Below are 20,005 nucleotides of genomic sequence, written 5' to 3'. Positions count from 1 at the left end.
CCGCGGTGCGGCGGGGCGAGGGTCATGCGGCACGCGTCACGAGGCATCGGTATCGACGGGGCCGGGTCCTTACGCATCCGCAGCCTCCCTTACCGCCGTCCCGCCCATCAGCCGTCCGATCGACTCCACCGTCGCGTCCGCCGTCGGTACCGGGTCGGAGATCCGGCCTCCGGCGATCACCGCGATCCGGTCGGCCAGCACGAAGATCTCATCGAGGTCTTGGCTGATGATCATCACCGCCGCGCCCGCCTGGGCCAGCGCCATGATCGATTCGTGGATCGCCACCGCCGCGCCGGCATCCACGCCCCAGGTTGGCTGGTTGATCACCAGCACCGAGGGGTTCTGCAAGACCTCGCGCCCCACCAGGAACTTCTGCAAGTTGCCGCCGGAGAGCGAGCGCGCCTCGGCTTTCGGGCCGGTGGTCCGCACGTCGAAGCGCTTGATGATGTCATCGGCGAAGGCGTGGGTCTTCTTGCCGTCGATGATGCCGAACCGGACCAGCGCCTCCCGCGCATGGCCGGACAGGAAGGCGTTCTCCGCCAGGGTCATGGTGGTGACGGCGCCGTGGCCGTTGCGCTCCTCGGGCACGAAGCAGCCGCGGATCCTGCGCCGCTCCGACGGTCCCATGTGCCCGGCGGGCACGCCGTCGATCAGGATGTTCTCCGGCCGTCCCGCCAGGATCTCCCCCGACAACGCGTCCATCAGCTCCGACTGGCCGTTGCCCGCGATCCCGGCGATGCCCAGGATCTCTCCGCCCATCAGCGCCAGGGCGATGTCTTTCAGGTCGGTTCCAAAATGATACGGCGAACGGACGGTCAACCGATCCAGCACCAGCCTGGGCGTTTCAGACCGGGCGGAGGCGGTGTGCCGGATGGGGGCGTGGAGGTCCATGTTGATCATGATCTCCGCCAGCTCTTTCACGGACTTCTCCGCCGGCACCACCTCCCCCACGTTGCGGCCCAGCCGCATGATCGTGGCGTGCGAACAGAGCGCCCGCACCTCCTCCAGCTTGTGGCTGATATAAAGGATCGAGCAGCCCTCGGCGGCCAGGCGCCGCAGCGTGACGAACAGCGCCTGTACCTCGGACGGCGTCAGGACCGAGGTCGGTTCGTCCATGATCAGCAGCTTGGGGTTCTGCAGCAGGCAGCGCACGATCTCGATCCGCTGCCGCTCTCCCACCGACAGATCGTGCACCACCCGGTCCGGATCGAGCGGCAAACCATATTCGTTGGAAACCTTAGCGATCCGTTCCTTGAGGCCGGCGCGTTCCTTGGCCGAACCCAGGCCCAGCGCGATGTTCTCGGCCACTGTCAGTGCCTCGAACAACGAGAAGTGCTGGAACACCATGCCGATGCCCAGCCGCTGCGCGTGACCGGGATTCTGCACCGCGACCTTCCGGCCATCCCAGATCATCTCACCCGAATCCGGCTTGACCACGCCGTAGATCGTCTTCACCAGCGTCGACTTGCCGGCGCCGTTCTCGCCCAGCAGCGCATGGATCTGGTTGCGTTCGATCGTCAGGTTGACATGGTCGTTGGCCAGGCAGCCGGGATACTGCTTGGTCATGCCGGTCATGATCAGCAACGGGTCGGCGGCGGAATCGGTCATGCGTGCCTCGGATCGAGGAGACGGCGGCGCGACGCCGCCATCAGGTCAGCTTGCCGTCGATGCCCTGCACCAGCCATTGCATGGAGCCCAGCGCGGCGTCGTCCATCACGGTTCCGGCCGGAACCTTCACGGCGCCGGCCTGGTCCGAGATCGGGCCAACGAAGACCTTGTTCTTGCCGGACTTGATGTCCTCGACCGTCGCGCCCGCCAGCTTGGCGACATCGTCGGGCATGTTGGTGAAGGGCGACATCTGCAGCATGCCCTCGGCGAACCCGCCCCAGGTGTCGGTGCTCTTCCAGGTGCCGTCCATCACCGCCTGGATGCGCTTGATGTAATAGGGTGCCCAGACATCGGTGCTGGCGGAAAGCTGCGTGCCCTCGGCGAACTTGGCCATGTCGGTGGACTGGCCGAACGCCTTGATGCCGCGGGCGGCGGCGGCCTGCAGCGGCGCCGGGCTGTCGGTGTGCTGGGTGATGATGTCGCAGCCCTGGTCCATCAGCGCCTTGGCCGCGTCGCCTTCCTTCGGCGGATCGTACCAGGAGTTGATCATGACGAATTTCAGCACCGCCTTGGGGTTCACCGACCGCATGCCCAGCATGAACGCGTTCATGCCCTGCACCACTTCCGGCACCGGAATGGACCCGACATACCCGGCGATCCCGGCCTTCGACAGCTTGCCGGCGATCACGCCCTGGACGTAACGACCCTGGTAAAAGCGGATATTGTACGTCGCGACATTCGCCGCCCGCTTATAGCCGGTGGCGTGCTCATAGAACACCTTGGGGTGTTTCTTCGCCGAATTGAGCACGTAGTTCATATAGCCGAACGACGTCGCGAAGACCAGCTTGTGGCCCTGGTTCGCCAGGTCGTTCAGCACCTTCTCGGAGTCCGGGCCTTCCGGCACGTTCTCGACATAGGTCGTCTTGATCTTGCCGCCGAACTTCGCCTCGCACGCCTTGCGCGCGATGTCATGCTGATAGGTCCAGCCGAAGTCGCCCACCGGCCCGAGATAGATGAAGCCCACCTTCAGCGGCTCCTGGGCACGGGCCGGCCGGATGATCGCGGGGGCGGCCGTGACCGCCGCGCCGGCGCCCAGGAGGCGGGTGAACTGTCGTCTGTGCATGAAGAACTCCCTGGCCTTGGTAAGCGGTTGCGATCGCGTGCCAACCCGAACGAAGTCCGTGCGCGGTCTCACACATCCGTGAAGAGGACGAATGCAAGCATCACGCCAACTCCTATCGCCAAAATCCCTCATGCACGGCTCGACTTTCCTCTTCCAGCAGGGGTCCGACGACCTCGACTCTGCGCTGCCCGGCGGCCAGGACGATGCGGCAGGGCAGGTCCATCGTCAGGTTTTCCGGATGCGGGCCGATCAGGGTCTTCATCTCGCGTTCCGACAGCCCATAGACGACACGCCCGACCCCGGTCCAATACGCCGCGCCGGCGCACATCGCGCAGGGTTCGGCGTTGGCGTAGAGGGTGCAGCCGGCGAGGAACGCCGCCGGATAGGCCACGCTGGCCCTGGTCATCAGCACGCGCTCGGCATGGGCCGTGCGATCCCCGGCATCGCCATGCTCGTTGCCTGCCCGCATCAAGACGGCGCCGTCCGGTCCCACCAGGACCGCGCCGAACGGATGGTTCCCCAAGGCCCGGGATTCCCGAGCGACGTCGAGGGTCAGGCGGATGTAGTCTTCATGGGATTTCATGTGGATATTGCCTAGGATCGGGGCAGATGATGGCAATCGGAGCGCTCAGGGATTGGGCACATTTGACATCCGTCAGGCGGATACGGTCGCCGTCCTGCCCCGACCCTACTCCATCCGCGGCAGCGCCGTCCCGCGCTGGCCCATGTATTTTCCCGCCTTGTCGCGATAGCTCGTCTCGCAGGGTTCGTTGCCTTGCAAGAACAGGAACTGGCAGATGCCCTCGTTGGCATAGATCTTCGCCGGCAGCGGCGTGGTGTTGCTGATCTCGATCGTCACCTGGCCTTCCCATTCCGGCTCCAGCGGGGTCACGTTCACGATGATGCCGCAGCGGGCGTAGGTCGATTTGCCGAGACAGATCACCAGCACGTCGCGCGGGATGCGGAAGTATTCGATCGTGTGGCCCAGCGCGAAGCTGTTGGGGGGGATGATGCAGACATCGGTCTTGCGGTCGACGAAGCTGGTGGCGGCAAAGGCCTTGGGATCGATGACGGCGGAGTCGATGTTGGTGAAGATCTTGAACTCGTCGGCGATGCGCGCGTCGTAGCCATAGCTGGACAGGCCATAGCTGACGACGCCCTCGCGCTTCTGCGCCTCGACGAACGGGTCGATCATGCCCGTGGTTCGGGCCATCTCGCGGATCCAGCGGTCGGACAGGACGGCCATGGTCCGTGGGTTCCTTGCGGTTGCGTGCGGCGCCCGGGAGGGGGCCCTGGGAAGGCCCCGTCTAGCGCGTTTGCCCGGATCGGCAAACCGGGCGGCACGCCTTGGATACACGCCCAAGCATTCCAATGCTCCTGCCCATGGAGCATTGACGGACCCCGGACGCCGCGGCCGTCACGCCGCCAGGGCGGTCTCGCGATCGATCGCCAGCGCCCCCGCCTTCAGCCGCGGGATCAGTTCCTGCCCGTACTCCGCCGCGTCGTTCAGCGGGTCGAAGCCGCGCATCAGGAACGAGGTGATGCCCATCCGATAGTATTTCAGCAGGGCTTCGGCGACCTGTTCCGCCGAACCGACGAGGCAGGACGTGTTGCCCTTGCCGCCGGACAGGGCGGCAACCGGCATCCACAGCCGCTCGTCCTGGATGTCGCCCCGCGCAGCGATGTCGACCAAGCGCTTGCCGGACAGGTCCTGGCCGCGCGGATGCGGCGTGGCGGCCTTCAGGTCGGCGAGGACCTTGTTCGCCTTGTCCCAGGCCTCACCCTCCGTGCGGCCGATGATCGGGCGGAAAGACATGTTGAACTTGGGCGCAGGCCGGCCGAAGCCGGCGGCCAGTTGGCGGAATTCGGCCATGCGCTCGGCGGTTTCGGCGCGTGGCTCGCCGAACATCGCGAAGGTGTCGCAATGCTGCGCGCCCATCACCAGCGCGCCGGGCGAGGAGCCGCCGAACAGCAGTTCCGGGTAGGGCTGCTGGATCGGGCGGACGTCCGGGAACACCTTGCGGAACTGGTAGAAGCGGCCGTCGTAGTCGAACGGTTCGGTGCAGGTCCACACCCGGCGCATGACGTCCAGGTACTCCGCCGCCCGCTCGTAGCGTTCGTCCTTGGGCGTGAAATCGCCGTCGCGCTGCATGTCCTCATCGCTGTTGCCGGCGATGATGTGGACCGCGAGGCGTCCGCCCCACAGCGCGTCGAACGTGGCGATGGTGCGGGCGGCCAGCGTCGGCGCCACCAGGCCCGGACGATGGGCGACCAGATATCCCAGCGTCGTGGTCCGCGAGGCCGCATAGGACGCAACGGCGAACCCCTCGGCGGATGACGAATAGTAGCCGACCAGCACGAGGTCGAACCCGGCCTTCTCATGCGCCTGGGCGAATTCGCCCAGGAAGGACGGGGAGACACCGCCGCCGATCACATGCAGCGCGGTGCCGGCCGGCGGCGCGACACCGATCATCCCGATGACTCTCACAGGCATTTGGACGCTCCCTCGCGACGTGCGAACGGGCGGCATGGTTCGCCAACCCGTCCCAGGCGTCAATCCTGGCGTCCGTCCCGTACGCTGTCAGCCGGCCTTCCGCTTGCGCGTCGCCGCGGCCTTCTTCGCGGCGGCGGACCGAGCGGCGGCGGGACGGGAGGCGGCGGCCTTGCCGCCGATCCGGCCGCCCTTGCGGGAGGGCTGGGTGTTCGTCGCCTTCCCACGCCCGCTGCCGGACCGCTTGCCGCCGCCCGTCTCCTTGTTCACCGTCGCCCAGGCGCGGCGTTCGGCCTCCTGTTCCGAGACGCCGCGTCGTTCATAGCCTTCCTCGATGTGTTCGGCCTGGCGCTTCTGCTTGTCCGAGTAGGCGGATTTGTCTCCACGTGGCATGTCTGGTGCCTCCCTCCGGTGCAACGTGGCCGGCGGGAGGCAGTTGCCTAGATCACCCCTTCACGCTTCAGCGCCCGGATGGTGGCGCGGAAGGCGTCCACGGTGACGGTCATCTCCTCGTCCCCGTGCATCGCCGAGATCGTGCCCGACGGGCCGGAGTTCATGTCGACGCCGTTCACCAGCAGGCCCATCCGGACCTTGGGGGCGATGCCCGCGCCGCGCGACTTGCCCATCATCTGGGGAATGAACTGCACGGCGTCGAAGGTCGAGGGGGTGATGTCGGCGCCTTCGGGGTTCAGGAAGATGTGCATACCCGAGTAACTGCCGTAGACGGCCCACTTCACCTTCTCCTCCTCCAGCACCTCGTTCATCCGGGTGCGGACCTCGGCGCCGAAGGCGTTGGCGCGGTCGTTGGCGTCGGTGTCACGCAGGATCTCCAGCGTGGCGATACCGGCGGCGGCGGTGACCGGGTTCGCGTTGAACGTGCCAGGGTGGTAGATCTTCTCCATCCCCTTGGCCTGGGAGACCTGGAAGTCGAGCCAGTCCAGCAGCTCCTTCCTGCCGCCGACCGCACCGCCGGGCATGCCGCCGGCGACGATCTTCGCCATCGTGGTCATGTCGGGTATGATGCCGCAGGCCTTCTGCATGCCGCCGTTGGAGACGCGGAAGCCGGTGACGACCTCATCGAAGATCAGGATGGTGCCGGCCTGGGTGCACAGGTCGCGCAGCAGCTTCAGGAAGGACGGCAGGATGGGCATCTTGCCGAAGCTGGCGCCGGTCGGCTCCAGGATCAGCGCCGCGATGTCCTTGTGGTCGTTGAAGATGCGGGTGATGCCCTCGACGTCGTTCGGATCCGCCAGGATCACGGCATCGGACAGGCCGTGCACCACGCCGGATGTCGGCGTGCCGTCGAAATGGTTGGAATAGCCCGAGGTCATGTGGTCGTTCCAGCCATGGAAATGGCCCTTGAACCGCACGATCTTCTCGCGGCCTGTATAGGCACGTGCCAGACGCAGCGCCATCAGCGTCGCCTCGGTCCCCGAGGACGTGAACCGCACCCGTTCCGCCGACGGCACCATCTGGGTCACCAGCTCGGCCCATTTCACTTCCAGCTCGTGGCAGGCGCCGAAATGGGTGCCGTTGTCCAGCGCCGCATGCACGGCGGCGGTGACGGTGGGGTGGTTGTGGCCGAGGATCAGGGCGCCATGGCCGCCGAAATAGTCGACGTATTTGTTGTTGTCGACGTCCCACTTCACCGGACCAAGCGCACGCTTCACGTAGAGCGGATACGGATCGAAGTTGCGTCCGTCATGCGCGATGCCGCTGGGCAGCAGCTCCTTCGCCTTCGCGGACAGCGTGGCGGAGCCGGGGGTCATCGCCTTGTAGGCGTCCAGCAGCGTGGCGTTCGGCAGGGCGGTGGCAGACATGCGCGATCCTTTCAAGTTCCCGGACGATCGTTACCGCGTTTCGGCAGGCGGGTGAACGATCGTCCCCGGCATGGGTGGGTGGCGGGTGGCTTTCGGCTCCGATCAAGCGAAAACCGTGCCGTCCTTCCTGCGCCGTCCCGCCACGCGAGGCCACCGCTCGGGATTGCCCAACCACGCCCCGCGTGGAACCATGCCGGCCACCAAGAGGAACACGCCATGCAGGAAGAAATCCGAGATATCCAAACGCGCGCCGGTGCGATGGAGACGTTCATCGTCCATCCGGATCGGGGCGGTCCACATCCCGTGGTCATCATGCAGATGGACGCGCCCGGCATCCGGGAGGAGCTGTACGACATGGCCCGCCGGCTGTGCAGCGTCGGCTACTACGTGCTGCTGCCGAACCTCTATTACCGCGCGGGGAAGGACACGAAATACGGGCCGGACGTCCTGGAGAAAGGCAGCGCCGAGCAGCAGCGCATGCGCGCCGTCCGCACCAAGATGACGATCCCGCCGGTGATGGAGGACATCGCCGACATGCTGGCATTCGTCGCAACCCAGCCCGCCGCCAAGCCCGGACCGGTCGGCACGCATGGCTATTGCATGAGCGGCCCCTATGCACTGGCCGCCGCCGCGCGCTATCCGGACCGGATCGTCGCCGCTGCCTCCTTCTATGGCACATGGCTGGTGTCGGATGCGGAGGAAAGCCCGCACCTCAACCTCGGCAAGGCCAAGGGCGAGCTCTATATCGGCTGCGCGGAACACGATGAGCTGGCGCCGCTGCCGATGGTCGAGGAGCTGAAGGGCCTGTTCCAGAAGTCCGGCAATCGCGGCGAGTTGGAACTGTATCCGGCCGTCCACCATGGCTTCGCGTTCCCGCAGCGCTGGTGCTACGACAAGCCGGCGGCCGAACGACATTGGGAGCGGCTGATCGCGCTGTATCGGCGCAATCTGGGTTAGGCATCGCCGCGACGAGGTTTCCGATTGGACGACGAGGACGAAGACGGCCCGCCCCGGCTGCCGGGCGGCAAGTTCTACATGACGCCTGTCGGCGCGGAGCGGCTGCGGACGGAGTTCGCGGCGCAGAAGGCCGAACGCCATCGGGTGGTGGAGATCGTGGCCTGGGCCGCCGGCAACGGCGACCGGTCCGAGAACGCCGACTACAAGGAAGGCAAGCGCCGCCTGCGGGAGATCGACCGCCGGCTGCGCTTCCTGACCAATCGCCTCGCGCATGCCGAGATTGTCGATCCGGCCGCGCAGCCGCAGCGCGACCGGGTGTTCTTCGGCGCCACCGTCACCTATGCCACCGAACGGGACGAGGAAATCACCGTCACCATCGTCGGCGTGGATGAGGCGGACATGAACGCCGGCAAGATCTCGATCGGCTCGCCGGTGGCGCTGGCGCTGCTGAAAGCCCGCACGGGGGATGAGGTGACGGTGCGGACGCCGCGCGGGGCGGAGGTGATCGAGATCCTGTCGATCGCCTATCCGGACGCCTGATCCTCACCCGCGACGGCGGCGCGCAGGGCGGGCAGAACCGTTTCCGGCAACTTCTCCACGTCCCAGCGGATCGTGACGGCCCAGTCGGTGGTCTCCAGCGTCTCCAGCCGGCGGGCGAAACCGGGCAGGTCGGCGAAATCGAGCTGGCCCGGCGTGTCGAGGTGCAGGAACAGCTTCGGGTCCAGGTAGAAGGACGGACGGACGGCCTCGATGACTTGCGCCAGCCGGTCCTTCACCGTGTCGGGCCAGTCCTCGGGGACCGCGTGTCGCAGCATGTCGACCAGCAATCCGCCCATCTGGGCCGCCGAGTCGGCGGCGATCGCCTCCAGCTTGGTTTCCAGGTCCCTCAGCCGGCCGATCAACTGTTCGGTCAGCGCGGGTTTGCGCTGCTCGACCTCCCGTATCGCCCGCCGGTGGCCGGCGATGAAGCCTTCGTGCCAGCCTTCCAGCCGGGGATCGGAAACCGGTTCCGGCAGGGGGTCGGGTTCAGGCTCCGGTTCCGGCAGGGCGAGGTGCGGTGGCGGGTCGTTGAAATCCTCAAGCCACAGCGTTTGCGGCATCTGCTCCGGCTCCGGCGGTTCCGGCGGAGACGATAGAAGCCGGCAGTAAAGAACCGGTTAACGTGGCCTTGTCCGGCTGCCGACCCTTGTGTGTGTCACGCGCGGCCTGGCGGGCCTGGATCTCCTGCCGGCGGCGGACCTTGGCTTCCTCGCGCTCCAGCCTGCGGCGTTGCTGCCGGGACAGCAGCCCCATCGACCGAGCGAAGTCGATCAGGTCGTGGGGTTCGGTGCTCATGGGGAGAAAGGGGTTGGGTTGGGTCGTCTCCTGCGGCGCTATCTCCGGCTCCCGCCGTTCATCGGCCAGGGTTTCGTCGGCCTGGCGGGCGGACCGGTGCAAGGTGTTGGCGCTGCTTCTCAGCCGCAACACCTGGTTCAGCGTCAGGTCCTGATCCGTCGCGCGCGACAGCGCGTCCAGGGCGCCGAGGCTGAAGGCCAGCGACAGCGCGGCGAGGCGGAGTTCGCGGTTGCTGCGCGGGCCGTACTCGGCCAGCGCCTCCAGCACCGCCGCGCGGGCCCGGACGGGGTCGTGATCGTTGGTGGGGAGGAAGAGATTGAGAAGGAACGCGACGATGCAGTCAAAGATGCTCGGGCTGAAATTCTGCTGGTCCATGGAATGCCACCGCTGTATGTTCTTGTTTCATTCGTAGCATCCAGACAAGGGATAAATCAAGAACATTTGAATGGCGGGGCGCGATTGGCGGGGGGCGCGATTGGCGGGGGGCGCGTTGCGGCGACGGGCTGGACGACGATCGAAACGACAATCCTGACGGCAGGGGACATCCTGCCGGACCCACCTGGGATGTCTCCCGCCGGTCAGCGCGCCGTACGAGTGATCAAGCCCCCGCCGTCCACTCCTTGATCGACGTCCGCCAATGGATCCGGTCCTGTTCCGGCGGATAATCCCCGGCGGCCTTGTGGTAGGAGCAGCGATTGTCCCAGATCACCACGTCCCCGACGCTCCATTTATGCCGGTACTCGGCCTCCGGCTGGATCATCAGCGCGGTCAGCGCCTCGATCAGGTCATCGTTCTCGGCAGGTTCGGCGCCTTCGATATACATGATCTTGCCGGGATCGAAATAAAGCGACTTGCGCCCGGTCTCCGCATGGGTGCGGATGATCAGGTGGAAGGCCGGCGCGCGGTCGCGGTCCTCGGGGTTCAGCAGCGCCTGGTTGCGGCGGCGGCCGCCATAGGTGAAGGCGCCGCGTACCCCCTCCAGCCGCGTGCGCAGCCGTTCCGGCATGGCGTCATAGGCGGCATAGGCGCTGGCGAAATGCGTGTCCCCGCCCCGGTCCGGGATGGCCAGGCCATAAAGCTGCGTGGCCTTGAACGGGACGTCGTCATAGGCGCCATCGGTGTGCCAGCCCTCGGCGCCGCGGCGATAGACGGCCTGGTCCAGCGACCCGTCGGGCTTGAACTTGTTGATGCCCATGACGGTGACCTCGGGCACCTCGGGATGGCGGGTGCTCTTCGACGGATGCGGCGAGACGATGCCGAAACGGCGGCTGTACGCCAGGAACTCTTCCATCGTCAGGTCCTGGTCCTTGACCACCATCACGTTGTGGCCCAGCCACGCCTGGTAGATGCGATTGAAATCATCGTCGGACATGGTCCGAAGGTCGATGCCGGAGATTTCGACGCCGATACGTGGGCCGACGCGCCGGATTTGCACCATGGTACGCCCTCCTGCCTTTTCCGGCAGTGGGCGCCCGTCCGCCGCCGTCGTCAAGCCTTGGCGGCAACCGGCCGCGTGGTATGCCCCGACATCTCGGCCCCCGCGTTGCGGTCCAGCTTGGTCGCCAGGATCGGCGCGAGGAAGGAAATCGCCGACACGAACAGGAACGCGTGCGAGAAATCCATGGGCAGCGGCTGGCTATGCCCGGTGATGGCGACCGACGCCGCCAGTGCCGCCGCCGACACCGCGATCCCGGTGGTCAGGGACATCTGCTGGAACGTCGTATAGAAGCTGGTCGCCGCGCTCATCTGTTCGCGCGGCATGTCGGCATAGGCGATGGTGTTATAAGCCATGAACTGCAGCGACTGGAAAAACCCGTTGGCGATCAGCACCGTGTAGATCAGCGGCAGCGGCCAGTCGGGGCGGAACGCGGCGCTGACCGCCAGGATCGCGGTGGCCAGCGCGCCGATCCAGATCAGCACCGTCCGGAAACCGAGCCGGTTCAGGAACCACGGGGCACAGGTGCGCATCGCCAGCGAACCGATCGAACTGGCGAAGGTGATCAGGCCGCTGCGGGCCGCCGAATCGCCGAACCCGACCTGGAACATCATCGGCAACAGGAACGGCATGGCCCCCACCGCGATCCGCGACAACGAGCCGCAGAGCCAGGACAGGCGGAACGTCTCGATCCGCAGCAGGCGGAAATCCAGGATGGGCTTGGGAGTACGCCGAGCGTGCCAGATATAGAGGGCGCCGGCGGCAAGGCCGGTGATGGCGAGGGCGGCCACCACGAGTTTGGACGCGGCGCCGCGGCTGCCGACCTCCAGCCCGAACATCAGGCATGACAGCGAGGTGCCGGCCAGCGCCAGGCCCGGAAGATCGAAAGGGGTCTTCGACGTCTCCTTCATCTCGGCGATGAAGACGGTGACCAGCACGATGCCCAGGATGCCGATCGGGACGTTGATGTAGAAGATCCAGCGCCAGTCGAGATAGGTGACAATGAAACCACCCAGCGGCGGCCCGATGATCGGCCCGATCGTCGCGGGGATCATCAGCCACGCCATGGATTTCACCAGTTCCGCCTTCGATACCACGCGCAGCATCACCAGCCGCCCCACCGGCGACATCATCGCGCCGCCCGCGCCTTGCAGCATGCGCGCGGCGACCAGCGCCCAGAGGGTCGGCGCCTGGGCGCACAGGACGGACCCCAGCGTGAACAGGCCGATCGCGAAGCGGAAGGTCGAGCGGGAGCCGAACCGGTCCGCGATCCGCCCGCTGGCGGGGATGAACATCGCCAGCGTCAGCAGGTAGGACGTGAGGGCGACGTTCATCCGCAGCGGGTCGGCGTCGAAGCTGCGGGCCATGGTCGGCAAGGCGGTGGCCAGGACCGTGCCGTCCAGCTGCTCCATGAACATTGCGCTGGCGACGATCAGCAGGACGGTCTGTGGGCGGGGATTCGGGTCGGCTCTCATGGCGCCACCAGACTAGACCGGGCCGTGCGGCCGGGCGAGGGCGCCAGGGCTCCGATTATAGCCGGTAGGGTATGCGTACGCCGGGATCGTCCAAGGGAAAGCCCGTCTCGTCGCGCGTGACCAGCCGCATGGATCGCGTATCGGCCGAGGCCCAGGCGATCGCGTCCGGCCGTTTCAGGCGATATTTCTGCTGCAGGACGTTGGCGACGATGACGTCAAACATCCTTCCGGCACGCCCGTTGCACCACGCTTCCGGCTCGCAAAGGAGGCGCCGCATGCTGCAAGGACAAACCGGCATCGTCACGGGTCCCGCCAAGGGGATGGGCGCCGCCGTCAGCCTTACCCTCGCAGAGGCCGGCGCCGACCTGATCCTGCTCGGCCGCGACACCGCCGCCATCGAGCCGGTCGCCGCCGACATCCGCGCGCTCGGCCGCCGCGCGGAGATCGCGGGCTGCGACGTCACCAGCGAGACCGAGGTCGCGGCCGCCATCACCCGGCCCGTCGATTTCCTGGTCAACGTCGCCGGCGGCTCCGGTCCGCTTGGCCGGCCGATCTGGGAGAACACGCTGGCGGAATTCGAGCAGATCATGACCCTGAACGTCACCGGCTGCTTTCTGACCATGCGCGCCGTCCTGCCGGGCATGATCGCCCGCCGCCGCGGCCGCATCGTCAATATCGGCGGCACGTTCGGGCTGCGCGGCCGTGCCGGGCGGGCGGCGTACAGCGCCTCCAAATGGGGCCTGCGCGGCCTGACCAAGTCCGCGGCGCTGGAGGCCGGCCCCTATGGCGTTACCGTCAACTGCGTCTGCCCCGGCATGGTCGAAGGGGAACGCTTCGACCGCGTCCGGACCGAAATGGGCGCGCGCCTGGGAATCACGCCGGACGAGGCGCGCGACCGGATGGCTTCGGAATATGCGCTGAGGCGGATTTCCACCGATCAGGACGTTGCCGGCGCGGTCCTGTTCCTGCTGGGCGACGCCGCCCGGCAGGTCACCGGGCAGGACATCGCGGTCGACGGGGGGTGGGTGATCTGACGGACCGGCCCCTGTCCTAGCGTTCGCGGTAGGCGCGATGGCAGGCGCCGCACGCCTCACCCATCGACTTGGCGGCGGCAGCCACCGCCTCGGTATCGCCGGCCTTGGCGGCGTCCGCGAGCTTCATCGAAGCCGCCTGCAGCGCATCGGCGTCCTTCTTGAAGCCGGCGGGATCGGACCAGATTTCGGACTTTGCCTTGGTCTTGCCCTTGTCGCTGCCGGCCGGGAACATGGTCGGGATCACGGACGCCCAGCGTGCGATCGCCTTGCCCGGCGCTTCCAACTGCTTGACGTCGCCCTTTTCCTTCACCACGGCCCGGATGTAGGCGAAACTGGCATTGTTGAGGTCAAAGGCCGTCTGCCGGAGGGTGATGATGTCGGGGCCGTCTGCCCGAGCCGCCGCGATGCCAAGGACGCCGAGTCCGACCGCCGCGAACAACGCAATGCGTTTAGCCATGCTTCCGCCTTCCCATGATTGGTCGCCGATTCCGCGTTGACCACTTATGCTGCAGCGCGGAAATGAGTTGGTAGCAGATAAAAGGGCGATCGGACAGGCCGGTGTGCCCAGCTTGGAAGGATGATGATGACGCAAATCCACTCCCTGGCCGTTTTTTGCGGATCTCGTGTCGGGGTCGATCCGGTCTATGCCGCCGCCGGCCGGACCCTCGGTGCCGGGCTCGCGCGACTGGGCGTCCGCCTCGTTTACGGCGGCGGGCGGATCGGCATCATGGGGGTGGTGGCGAACGCGGTGCTGGCCGACGGCGGCACGGTCCTGGGCGTCATCCCCCGCTTCCTGACGGAGATGGAAGTCGCGCATGCCGGCGCCACCGAGATGGTGGTCACCGAGAGCATGCACGTCCGCAAGACCCGCCTGTATGAGGAGTCCGACGCCTTCCTGATCATGCCCGGCGGCCTCGGCACGTTCGACGAAACGTTCGAGATCATCACGTGGAAGCAGCTTGGCCTGCACGACAAGCCGATCCTGATCGCCAACATCGATGGCTGGGCCGAACCGCTGATCGGCCTGATCGAGCATGCGATCGCCCGCGGCTTCGCCGATCCGCGAAGCCGTGGTTTCTATGAAGTGGTCAGCAGCGCCGATGCGGTGATCGATCGCCTGCAGACACTACAGCCGGGACGCGGCGGGCCCGCCTACCGGATGTAGCGGCACCGGTCCGGCGAGCGGACCGTCAGCGGGCCGGCCCTCAGCCGGGCAGCCCTCAGCGGTATCAGCCCTCAGCGGGGGCAGCCCTCAGCGGGGCAGCCCTCAGCGGAGTCAGCCAAGCGATCAGAACGTGTCGTCGGAGCTGCCGCTGTCGCCACTGTCGCTGCCGCTATCCCAGTTGCTGTCGCCGCCGCCGCTGTTGTCCGTCCATGACGAATCGCCGCTGCCGGTGTTCTGGTCCCAGCCGCCATTGTCGACATAGTCCTGGTTGCCGCCGGCCGGCAGCCCGCCGCCGCCCCAGGCGCCGGTGTCCACATAACCCTGCCCCTGGTCGACCGGGGCGCTCCAGGGATTGCCGCCGGGCGCGAAGCCGCCGCCGCCGAAGGCGCTGTGGGGCGAGAACAGGCTCATGAGCGCGTTGCCCGCCACCATGCCGCCCGCCACGCCCGCCGCCGTCGTCAGCGCGGAGCCGAGGAAGCCCGATCCCTGCCGCTGGAACATGCCGGGCTGGTAATTCGGTGCGTATTGCGGTGGCGGCATGGCATTCGGCTGATAATAGCCCTGCTGCTGCGGCTGCCCCCATGGGCCGCCCGGCGGAGGACCGGACGGCGCGCCACCAGGCTGCTGGCGATTGCCGCCGCCGAACAGCCCGCTGAAGAAGCCGCCGCCGGAACCACCCTGCGGCGGCTGCTGGGCGGCCTGCTGGGCCTGCTGCGCTTGCTGGGCGGCCTGCTGAGCCGCTTGCTGCGCCTGTTGCAGCTCCCACTCCAGCCGCTTGATGCGGTTCTGGGCCTCGACCAGGGCATGTTCCTGGACAAAGGCGAGCTGCGTGATGCGGTACCGCGCCTCGGGGTAGCGCTGGAAATTCTGGGCGATGAACTGATCCGCTTCCGGATCGATCGGCGGCAGGGCCGGGGCCTGCGTCGCCGGCACCGACCCGGCCGAGAAGCCGGACTGCGCCTGTGCACCGCCGACTCGGGCGATGAACTGGCTGATGATGTCGCGCTCTTCGTTGGTCATCGGGTATCCCCTTGGGGTCGAGCCGCCATGGCGTCGACGCCGGGGATGTGGCGCTGCGCCCCCTCCGGGTCAATATCTGTTTCGACGGACGATCAGGCCGCGGTTCCGCGACCGCCTACATCGCCTGGAACACCTTGAACACCACCATCGCCACCGCCACCACCAGGTAGACCCGCAGCACCGACAGCCAGACCCGGGTCGAGCGGGTGATCGCCGGGGGCGGCAGCGTCTCCAGGGGCGGCATCATCCAGCGTGTCCGGTCCCCCGCCGGCCCCGGGGTCGAGGCGGCCGCGCCACGTGGCCGCAGCACCAGGAACCCCAGCGCGCCGGCCGCGGAACCGCCGGCCAGCACCGACAGCATCGCCTCGCCCGACAGGCCGGGGAACAGGGTCGCGGCCGTCAGGATCACCGACAGCAGCACCAGCAGCCAGATCACCGCGCCGGTGAACAGGTTCAGCCAGCGCCCGTTCACCCACGGCCCCAGCACCGCCTTGTCATTGCATAATAGCAACAGGAACACCGTCGCCGACGGCAGCAGCACGCCGGCCAGCGTCTGTACCGCGTTCGTCAGCAGCCCCAGCAGCGAGTCGCTGCCGAACAGCACCAGCGCCGCCGCGACCACGACCAACCCGGCGTACATCGCGTAGAAGCCCCGCGCGTCAGATGCTTTCCGATGCAACGAGTGACGCAGGGAGAGGACGTCGCCGATCGCGTACGCGGTCGACAGCGATACCGCCGACGCGCCGATGATGCTCGCATCCAGCAGCGCCAGCGCGAACATGATCCCCGCCGCTCGGCCGGCATGCGCCTCCAGCCCCGCCGCCACGGCGCCGGCATGGCTGAACTGGCCGAAGCGGGCGGTGCCCTCGAACGCCGCGGCGGTGAAGGCCATCATCGCGACGGCGCCGATCACCACGACGATGATCCCGATCCACAGATCGGCCTTTTCATAGACCATGAACCGCGGCGTGATGCGCTTGTCGATCACGTAGCTCTGCTGGAAGAACAACTGCCAGGGAGCGACGGTCGTCCCGACGATGGCGATGACGAGCAGCATGACATCCGACAGTTGCGCACCCGCGGGAAAGGACGGCCGTACCAGGTCGTGGCCCAGCTGCGCCAGCGGCGGGTGCACCATCACGAAGACCGGCACCAGCAGCAGGCTGAAGAAGCACAGTCCCAGCGAGAACCGTTCGAACCGCCTGAAACTACCCGTGCTGGCGGCGGCGATGATGATGCCGGCGGCCACCGCGATCCCGGCGATCCGCGGCACGCCCAGGTAGCCCAGCGCGAGGTTGATGCCGATGAACTCGGTGACGATCGTCAGCCCGTTCAGCAGGAACAGGTCGATGACGCTGAACGCGCCCCAGAACTTGCCGAACCGTTCCAGGATCAGCCGCGCGTGGCCGACGCGGGTGACGCAGCCCAGGCGCAGCACCATCTCCTGGTTCACATAGAGCACGGGCACCAGCAGCAGCAGCGTCCACATCAGCGCGGTGCCGTAGTTCTGCCCGGCCTGCGTATAGGTGCCGAACGCGCCTGCGTCGTTGTCGCCGACCATCACGATCAGCCCAGGGCCGATGATGGCCGCCAGCGTGCGCAGCCGCGCGCCCCAGCCCTGGCGCGCGCCCGCGTCGCCGTGGCGGATGGTGCCGAACGCACCCTCGATATCGCCGGTATGGGCGGTATCGAGGGCGGCGCCGGTGAAAGTCGTATCGGACATGACGAAAACCCTGGAAGTCAGACGGACGCGCACAGCATGGGATGGGCCGTAGCCCCGGTTGCGTGCGGACTGTCCTCTTCCCGCCAGCGGCAGATCGGCCGGCCGTGAACGCCGACCGCCCACGTCGCGATCGGCCGCGCCAGACCGGTGTCGCGGCAGACGTCCAGGGACGCTTCGTGCGTCCGGATCCATTCAAATGCGAGAAAACCGGCCATCGGCTCTCTCCTTTCTCAAGCGGTTGCCTGAGCTCGGGAGAGCCTGATCGGCCTAGACCGGAGGCATCAGGGCCTTCGGCCGGAGCGGATCATGCACTGCCCGAGCGGTGATCCAGCCTGGGGAAACGGCGGACGGCGAAAGCCGACTGTCGCTCTCCTGGGGCTGGCTGCTAGATCGGGGTTTCATTGGATCCCTGTTCCGTTTCATGGGGTTGCCTCGGCCGCGCCTGGCGTCCGGGACGGTCTGCTGATATACCGCCGACGGGCACGGGTTCAAGTCCTATGTCACTTCCATGACAAGGCACCGAGCCCTCTCAGCAAGCACTTTTTGGGAAGACGGAACCATGGACCTGGGCGTCGCCCATCTCAACGCACTGGAACTGCCGCCCGAGATGCTGGTCCCGGCCGTCGCCCGCGCCGGCTTCCGCGCCACCGGCCTGCGGATCAACCCGGTCGCCGAGGGTGGTCTGTGCTACCCGCTGCCGCCCGGTTCGGACGCCCTGCGCCGGGTGCGCGCCCTGCTGCGGGACGAAGGCGTGCGGGTGAACGAAGTGGAGTTCATCCAGGTCACGCCCGACCTCGATCCAAGCGCCTTCGCCCCGATGCTGGAGACGGGGGCGGAGCTTGGCGCCACCTGCCTGACCGTCGCCGGCGAGGACCCGGACGCCGGCCGCCTGACAGCGAATTTCGCGGCGCTGTGCGACCTCGCGGCCCCGTTCGGCATCCGCGTGGACGTCGAGTTCATGGCCTGGCGGGTCGTCGCGACGATCCGGGACGCGACCCGGCTGGTGACGGCGGCGGACCGGCCGAATGGCGGCATCCTGATGGACTCGCTGCATCTCGCCCGGTCGGGCGGGACACCGGCGGACATCGCGGCGACGCCCGCGGCGCAGGTGCGTGCCGCGCAGATCTGCGACGCACCCGCGACGCCGCCGTCCGGCGTGGCGGGCCTGATCGCCGAAGCGCGGGAGAGTCGCCTGCCGCCCGGCGAAGGGGCGCTGCCGCTGCACGATTTCCTGCGCGCCCTGCCCCCCGGCACGGCGATCAGCGCGGAGGTGCCGATGCCGGGCCTGGACGCGGCCACACGGCTTCGGCGGGCGTATGAGGCGACGGTGCGGGTGATGACCGCTGCCTCCTGGCCGGGATGAGGGCCGCCCGGTCCTCCAGGACACACTCACCTGGAATCCTCATGCGACGATTCGCCGCCCCCTAGCGGCGCGGCCGCATTCTTCGCTAAGCCTGAACGATGCATGCGAGGAACGCTGCCTGATGACCCAGAGCCCCGACGCGTCGTTGCTCACCGCATCGCCCTGGTGGCGTCCTGATCCCGGCACCAGCCTGGTGATCCAGGGCGGATGCCGGCTGACGGGCGCCTATCCGATCAGCGGGGCGAAGAACGCGGTGCTGCCGCTGATGGTCTCGGCGCTGGTGACGCCGCACCTGGTGACGCTGCACAACGTCCCCTCCAGCCTCGACGTCGCCGTGCTGGCCAACCTGCTGCAGCGCCTCGGCTGCGTGCTGAACTGGTCCAGCGGGCGCGGCGGGTTGTCGCTGACCGTCTGCGCCGACCATGTCCATCCGGCCCGCATCGATCGTGACCTGGTGGTCCGCATGCGGGCGTCGGTCCTGCTGCTGGGCGCCGTCCTCGCCCGCTGCGGCGAAGCCTGCCTGCCATTGCCGGGCGGCGACGCCATCGGCTCCCGCGGCATCGACTTCCATATCGCCGGCCTGCGCGCCATGGGCGCCGAGATCGAGGCCGGCGGCGGCATGATCCAGGCGCGGGCGCCGAACGGGCTGCACGGGGCGGAGATCGCGTTCCCCCACGTCTCGGTCGGCGCCACCGAGAACCTGATGCTCGCCGCCGTGCTGGCCGAGGGCACGACCACCATCCGCAATGCCGCGCGCGAGCCCGAGATCGCCGACCTCGCCCAGTGCCTGATCGCGATGGGCGCCGCGATCGAGGGGCTGGACACCCATGTCCTGACCATCCACGGCAACCGCCCGCTGACCGGCGCCGTCCATGCCGTCATGCCGGATCGGATCGAACTGGGAACGATGGCCTGCGCCGCCGCGGTCACCGGGGGCGAGCTGCTGCTGGAGAACGGCCGCCGGCACCTGCTGGGCGCGGCCGAGACGCTGCTGCTGAAGGCCGGCGTGGCGCTGGAGGACGTCGCCGACGGCGTGATCGCCCGCCGCCCCTCCGGCCGGCTGAACGGCATCATGGTCGAGACGCAGCCTTATCCCGGCTTCGCCACCGACCTGCAGGCGCCGGTGATGGCCATGCTGGCGGTCGCGCGCGGCCGCAGCGTCATCACCGAAACGATTTTCGAGCAGCGCTTCCGCCATGTCGAGGAACTGCGCAAGATGGGCGCCGACATCACGGTCGACGGCCGCGTCGCCAGCATCACCGGCGTCGACCAACTGCGCGGCGCGCGCGTCACCGCCACGGACGTGCGGGCCGCGGCGGCGCTGGTGCTGGCCGGCCTGGCGGCCGAGGGCGAAACGGTGCTCGACGGGCTGGATCACCTCGATCGCGGCTATGACCGGATGGCGGAAAAGCTCGAAGCCTGCGGCGCGCATATCGTCCGTTCGATCGTCTGACGA

The 20,005-nt window shown here is 67.8% G+C and carries 21 protein-coding genes; 6 read left to right on the top strand and 15 right to left on the bottom strand.

Annotated features, from left to right (window positions below; genetic code table 11):
- Positions 1 to 69: 69 nt before the first annotated feature.
- From VHB27_RS15640 to VHB27_RS15610, 7 genes are all read right to left on the bottom strand, one after another.
- Entirely contained in the window at positions 70 to 1,608 is a 1,539-nt protein-coding gene (locus VHB27_RS15640) for an ABC transporter ATP-binding protein (RefSeq protein WP_325602073.1), read from the bottom strand.
- A gap of 40 nt (positions 1,609 to 1,648) precedes the next feature.
- Entirely contained in the window at positions 1,649 to 2,731 is a 1,083-nt protein-coding gene (locus VHB27_RS15635) for a BMP family ABC transporter substrate-binding protein (protein WP_325602071.1), read from the bottom strand.
- Between the two features lie 112 nt (positions 2,732 to 2,843).
- Positions 2,844 to 3,314: a nucleoside deaminase gene (locus VHB27_RS15630; RefSeq protein ID WP_325602069.1), complete on the bottom strand. Its 471-nt coding sequence runs from the start codon at positions 3,312 to 3,314 to the stop codon at positions 2,844 to 2,846.
- 105 nt (positions 3,315 to 3,419) lie between these two features.
- A complete protein-coding gene (dcd, locus tag VHB27_RS15625; protein WP_325602066.1) occupies positions 3,420 to 3,977 on the bottom strand; it encodes a dCTP deaminase in 558 nt (185 codons plus the stop codon).
- A 171-nt stretch (positions 3,978 to 4,148) separates the two neighbouring features.
- Positions 4,149 to 5,225, bottom strand: a complete 1,077-nt coding sequence (locus tag VHB27_RS15620; RefSeq protein WP_325602062.1) for an LLM class flavin-dependent oxidoreductase — start codon at positions 5,223 to 5,225, stop codon at positions 4,149 to 4,151.
- A gap of 87 nt (positions 5,226 to 5,312) precedes the next feature.
- On the bottom strand, positions 5,313 to 5,615 hold the full coding sequence (locus VHB27_RS15615) for a plasmid stabilization protein (RefSeq protein WP_325602060.1): 303 nt from the start codon (positions 5,613 to 5,615) through the stop codon (positions 5,313 to 5,315).
- A 47-nt stretch (positions 5,616 to 5,662) separates the two neighbouring features.
- A complete protein-coding gene (locus tag VHB27_RS15610) occupies positions 5,663 to 7,042 on the bottom strand; it encodes an aspartate aminotransferase family protein (RefSeq protein ID WP_325602058.1) in 1,380 nt (459 codons plus the stop codon).
- A 216-nt stretch (positions 7,043 to 7,258) separates the two neighbouring features.
- On the opposite strand from VHB27_RS15610, the gene VHB27_RS15605 reads away from it, so the two are divergent.
- Entirely contained in the window at positions 7,259 to 7,999 is a 741-nt protein-coding gene (locus VHB27_RS15605) for a dienelactone hydrolase family protein (protein ID WP_325602056.1), read from the top strand.
- Between the two features lie 78 nt (positions 8,000 to 8,077).
- The gene (greB, locus tag VHB27_RS15600) at positions 8,078 to 8,539 is read left to right on the top strand and encodes a transcription elongation factor GreB (protein WP_325602097.1); all 462 of its coding nucleotides are present in this window, start codon (positions 8,078 to 8,080) and stop codon (positions 8,537 to 8,539) included.
- On the opposite strand, the gene VHB27_RS15595 is transcribed toward greB, so the two are convergent.
- From VHB27_RS15595 to VHB27_RS15575, 5 genes are all read right to left on the bottom strand, one after another.
- Positions 8,524 to 9,099 carry a hypothetical protein gene (locus tag VHB27_RS15595; protein ID WP_325602054.1) on the bottom strand — a complete coding sequence of 192 codons (576 nt, stop codon included), beginning with the start codon at positions 9,097 to 9,099 and terminating at the stop codon, positions 8,524 to 8,526. The genes greB and VHB27_RS15595 overlap by 16 nt on opposite strands.
- Positions 9,077 to 9,709 carry a hypothetical protein gene (locus VHB27_RS15590; RefSeq protein WP_325602052.1) on the bottom strand — a complete coding sequence of 211 codons (633 nt, stop codon included), beginning with the start codon at positions 9,707 to 9,709 and terminating at the stop codon, positions 9,077 to 9,079. The genes VHB27_RS15595 and VHB27_RS15590 overlap by 23 nt, the downstream gene beginning before the upstream one ends.
- A 223-nt stretch (positions 9,710 to 9,932) precedes the next feature.
- Positions 9,933 to 10,772 carry a TauD/TfdA dioxygenase family protein gene (locus VHB27_RS15585; protein WP_325602048.1) on the bottom strand — a complete coding sequence of 280 codons (840 nt, stop codon included), beginning with the start codon at positions 10,770 to 10,772 and terminating at the stop codon, positions 9,933 to 9,935.
- 50 nt (positions 10,773 to 10,822) lie between these two features.
- Entirely contained in the window at positions 10,823 to 12,244 is a 1,422-nt protein-coding gene (locus VHB27_RS15580) for an MFS transporter (RefSeq protein ID WP_325602045.1), read from the bottom strand.
- Positions 12,245 to 12,299: 55 nt separating this feature from the next.
- Positions 12,300 to 12,467 (bottom strand): hypothetical protein, encoded by a 168-nt coding sequence (locus VHB27_RS15575; protein ID WP_325602043.1) that lies wholly within the window; start codon positions 12,465 to 12,467, stop codon positions 12,300 to 12,302.
- 52 nt (positions 12,468 to 12,519) lie between these two features.
- Here VHB27_RS15575 and VHB27_RS15570 point away from each other — a divergent pair, with 52 nt between their 5' ends.
- Complete coding sequence (locus tag VHB27_RS15570) at positions 12,520 to 13,278, top strand: SDR family NAD(P)-dependent oxidoreductase (protein WP_325602041.1); 759 nt, start codon at positions 12,520 to 12,522, stop codon at positions 13,276 to 13,278.
- 16 nt (positions 13,279 to 13,294) lie between these two features.
- Here VHB27_RS15570 and VHB27_RS15565 read toward each other — a convergent pair whose 3' ends face one another.
- Positions 13,295 to 13,735 carry a c-type cytochrome gene (locus tag VHB27_RS15565; protein WP_325602039.1) on the bottom strand — a complete coding sequence of 147 codons (441 nt, stop codon included), beginning with the start codon at positions 13,733 to 13,735 and terminating at the stop codon, positions 13,295 to 13,297.
- 126 nt (positions 13,736 to 13,861) lie between these two features.
- Between VHB27_RS15565 and VHB27_RS15560 the strand changes: the two genes are divergently transcribed.
- On the top strand, positions 13,862 to 14,443 hold the full coding sequence (locus VHB27_RS15560) for a TIGR00730 family Rossman fold protein (RefSeq protein WP_325602037.1): 582 nt from the start codon (positions 13,862 to 13,864) through the stop codon (positions 14,441 to 14,443).
- Positions 14,444 to 14,566: 123 nt separating this feature from the next.
- Here VHB27_RS15560 and VHB27_RS15555 read toward each other — a convergent pair whose 3' ends face one another.
- Positions 14,567 to 15,463, bottom strand: a complete 897-nt coding sequence (locus VHB27_RS15555; protein ID WP_325602035.1) for a DUF2076 domain-containing protein — start codon at positions 15,461 to 15,463, stop codon at positions 14,567 to 14,569.
- Positions 15,464 to 15,578: 115 nt separating this feature from the next.
- Complete coding sequence (locus VHB27_RS15550; protein ID WP_325602032.1) at positions 15,579 to 17,186, bottom strand: NRAMP family divalent metal transporter; 1,608 nt, start codon at positions 17,184 to 17,186, stop codon at positions 15,579 to 15,581.
- 559 nt (positions 17,187 to 17,745) lie between these two features.
- Here VHB27_RS15550 and VHB27_RS15545 point away from each other — a divergent pair.
- Positions 17,746 to 18,549, top strand: a complete 804-nt coding sequence (locus tag VHB27_RS15545; RefSeq protein ID WP_325602030.1) for a sugar phosphate isomerase/epimerase family protein — start codon at positions 17,746 to 17,748, stop codon at positions 18,547 to 18,549.
- Positions 18,550 to 18,670: 121 nt separating this feature from the next.
- The gene (gene murA, locus VHB27_RS15540; RefSeq protein ID WP_325602028.1) at positions 18,671 to 20,002 is read left to right on the top strand and encodes a UDP-N-acetylglucosamine 1-carboxyvinyltransferase; all 1,332 of its coding nucleotides are present in this window, start codon (positions 18,671 to 18,673) and stop codon (positions 20,000 to 20,002) included.
- Positions 20,003 to 20,005: the final 3 nt, after the last annotated feature.

Origin of the sequence: Rhodopila sp. (assembly GCF_035548235.1) — a bacterium.
Lineage (GTDB): Bacteria > Pseudomonadota > Alphaproteobacteria > Acetobacterales > Acetobacteraceae > Rhodopila.
The sequence above is the reverse complement of the archived record's forward strand: the minus strand, read 5'-3'. Positions and strand labels throughout refer to the sequence as shown.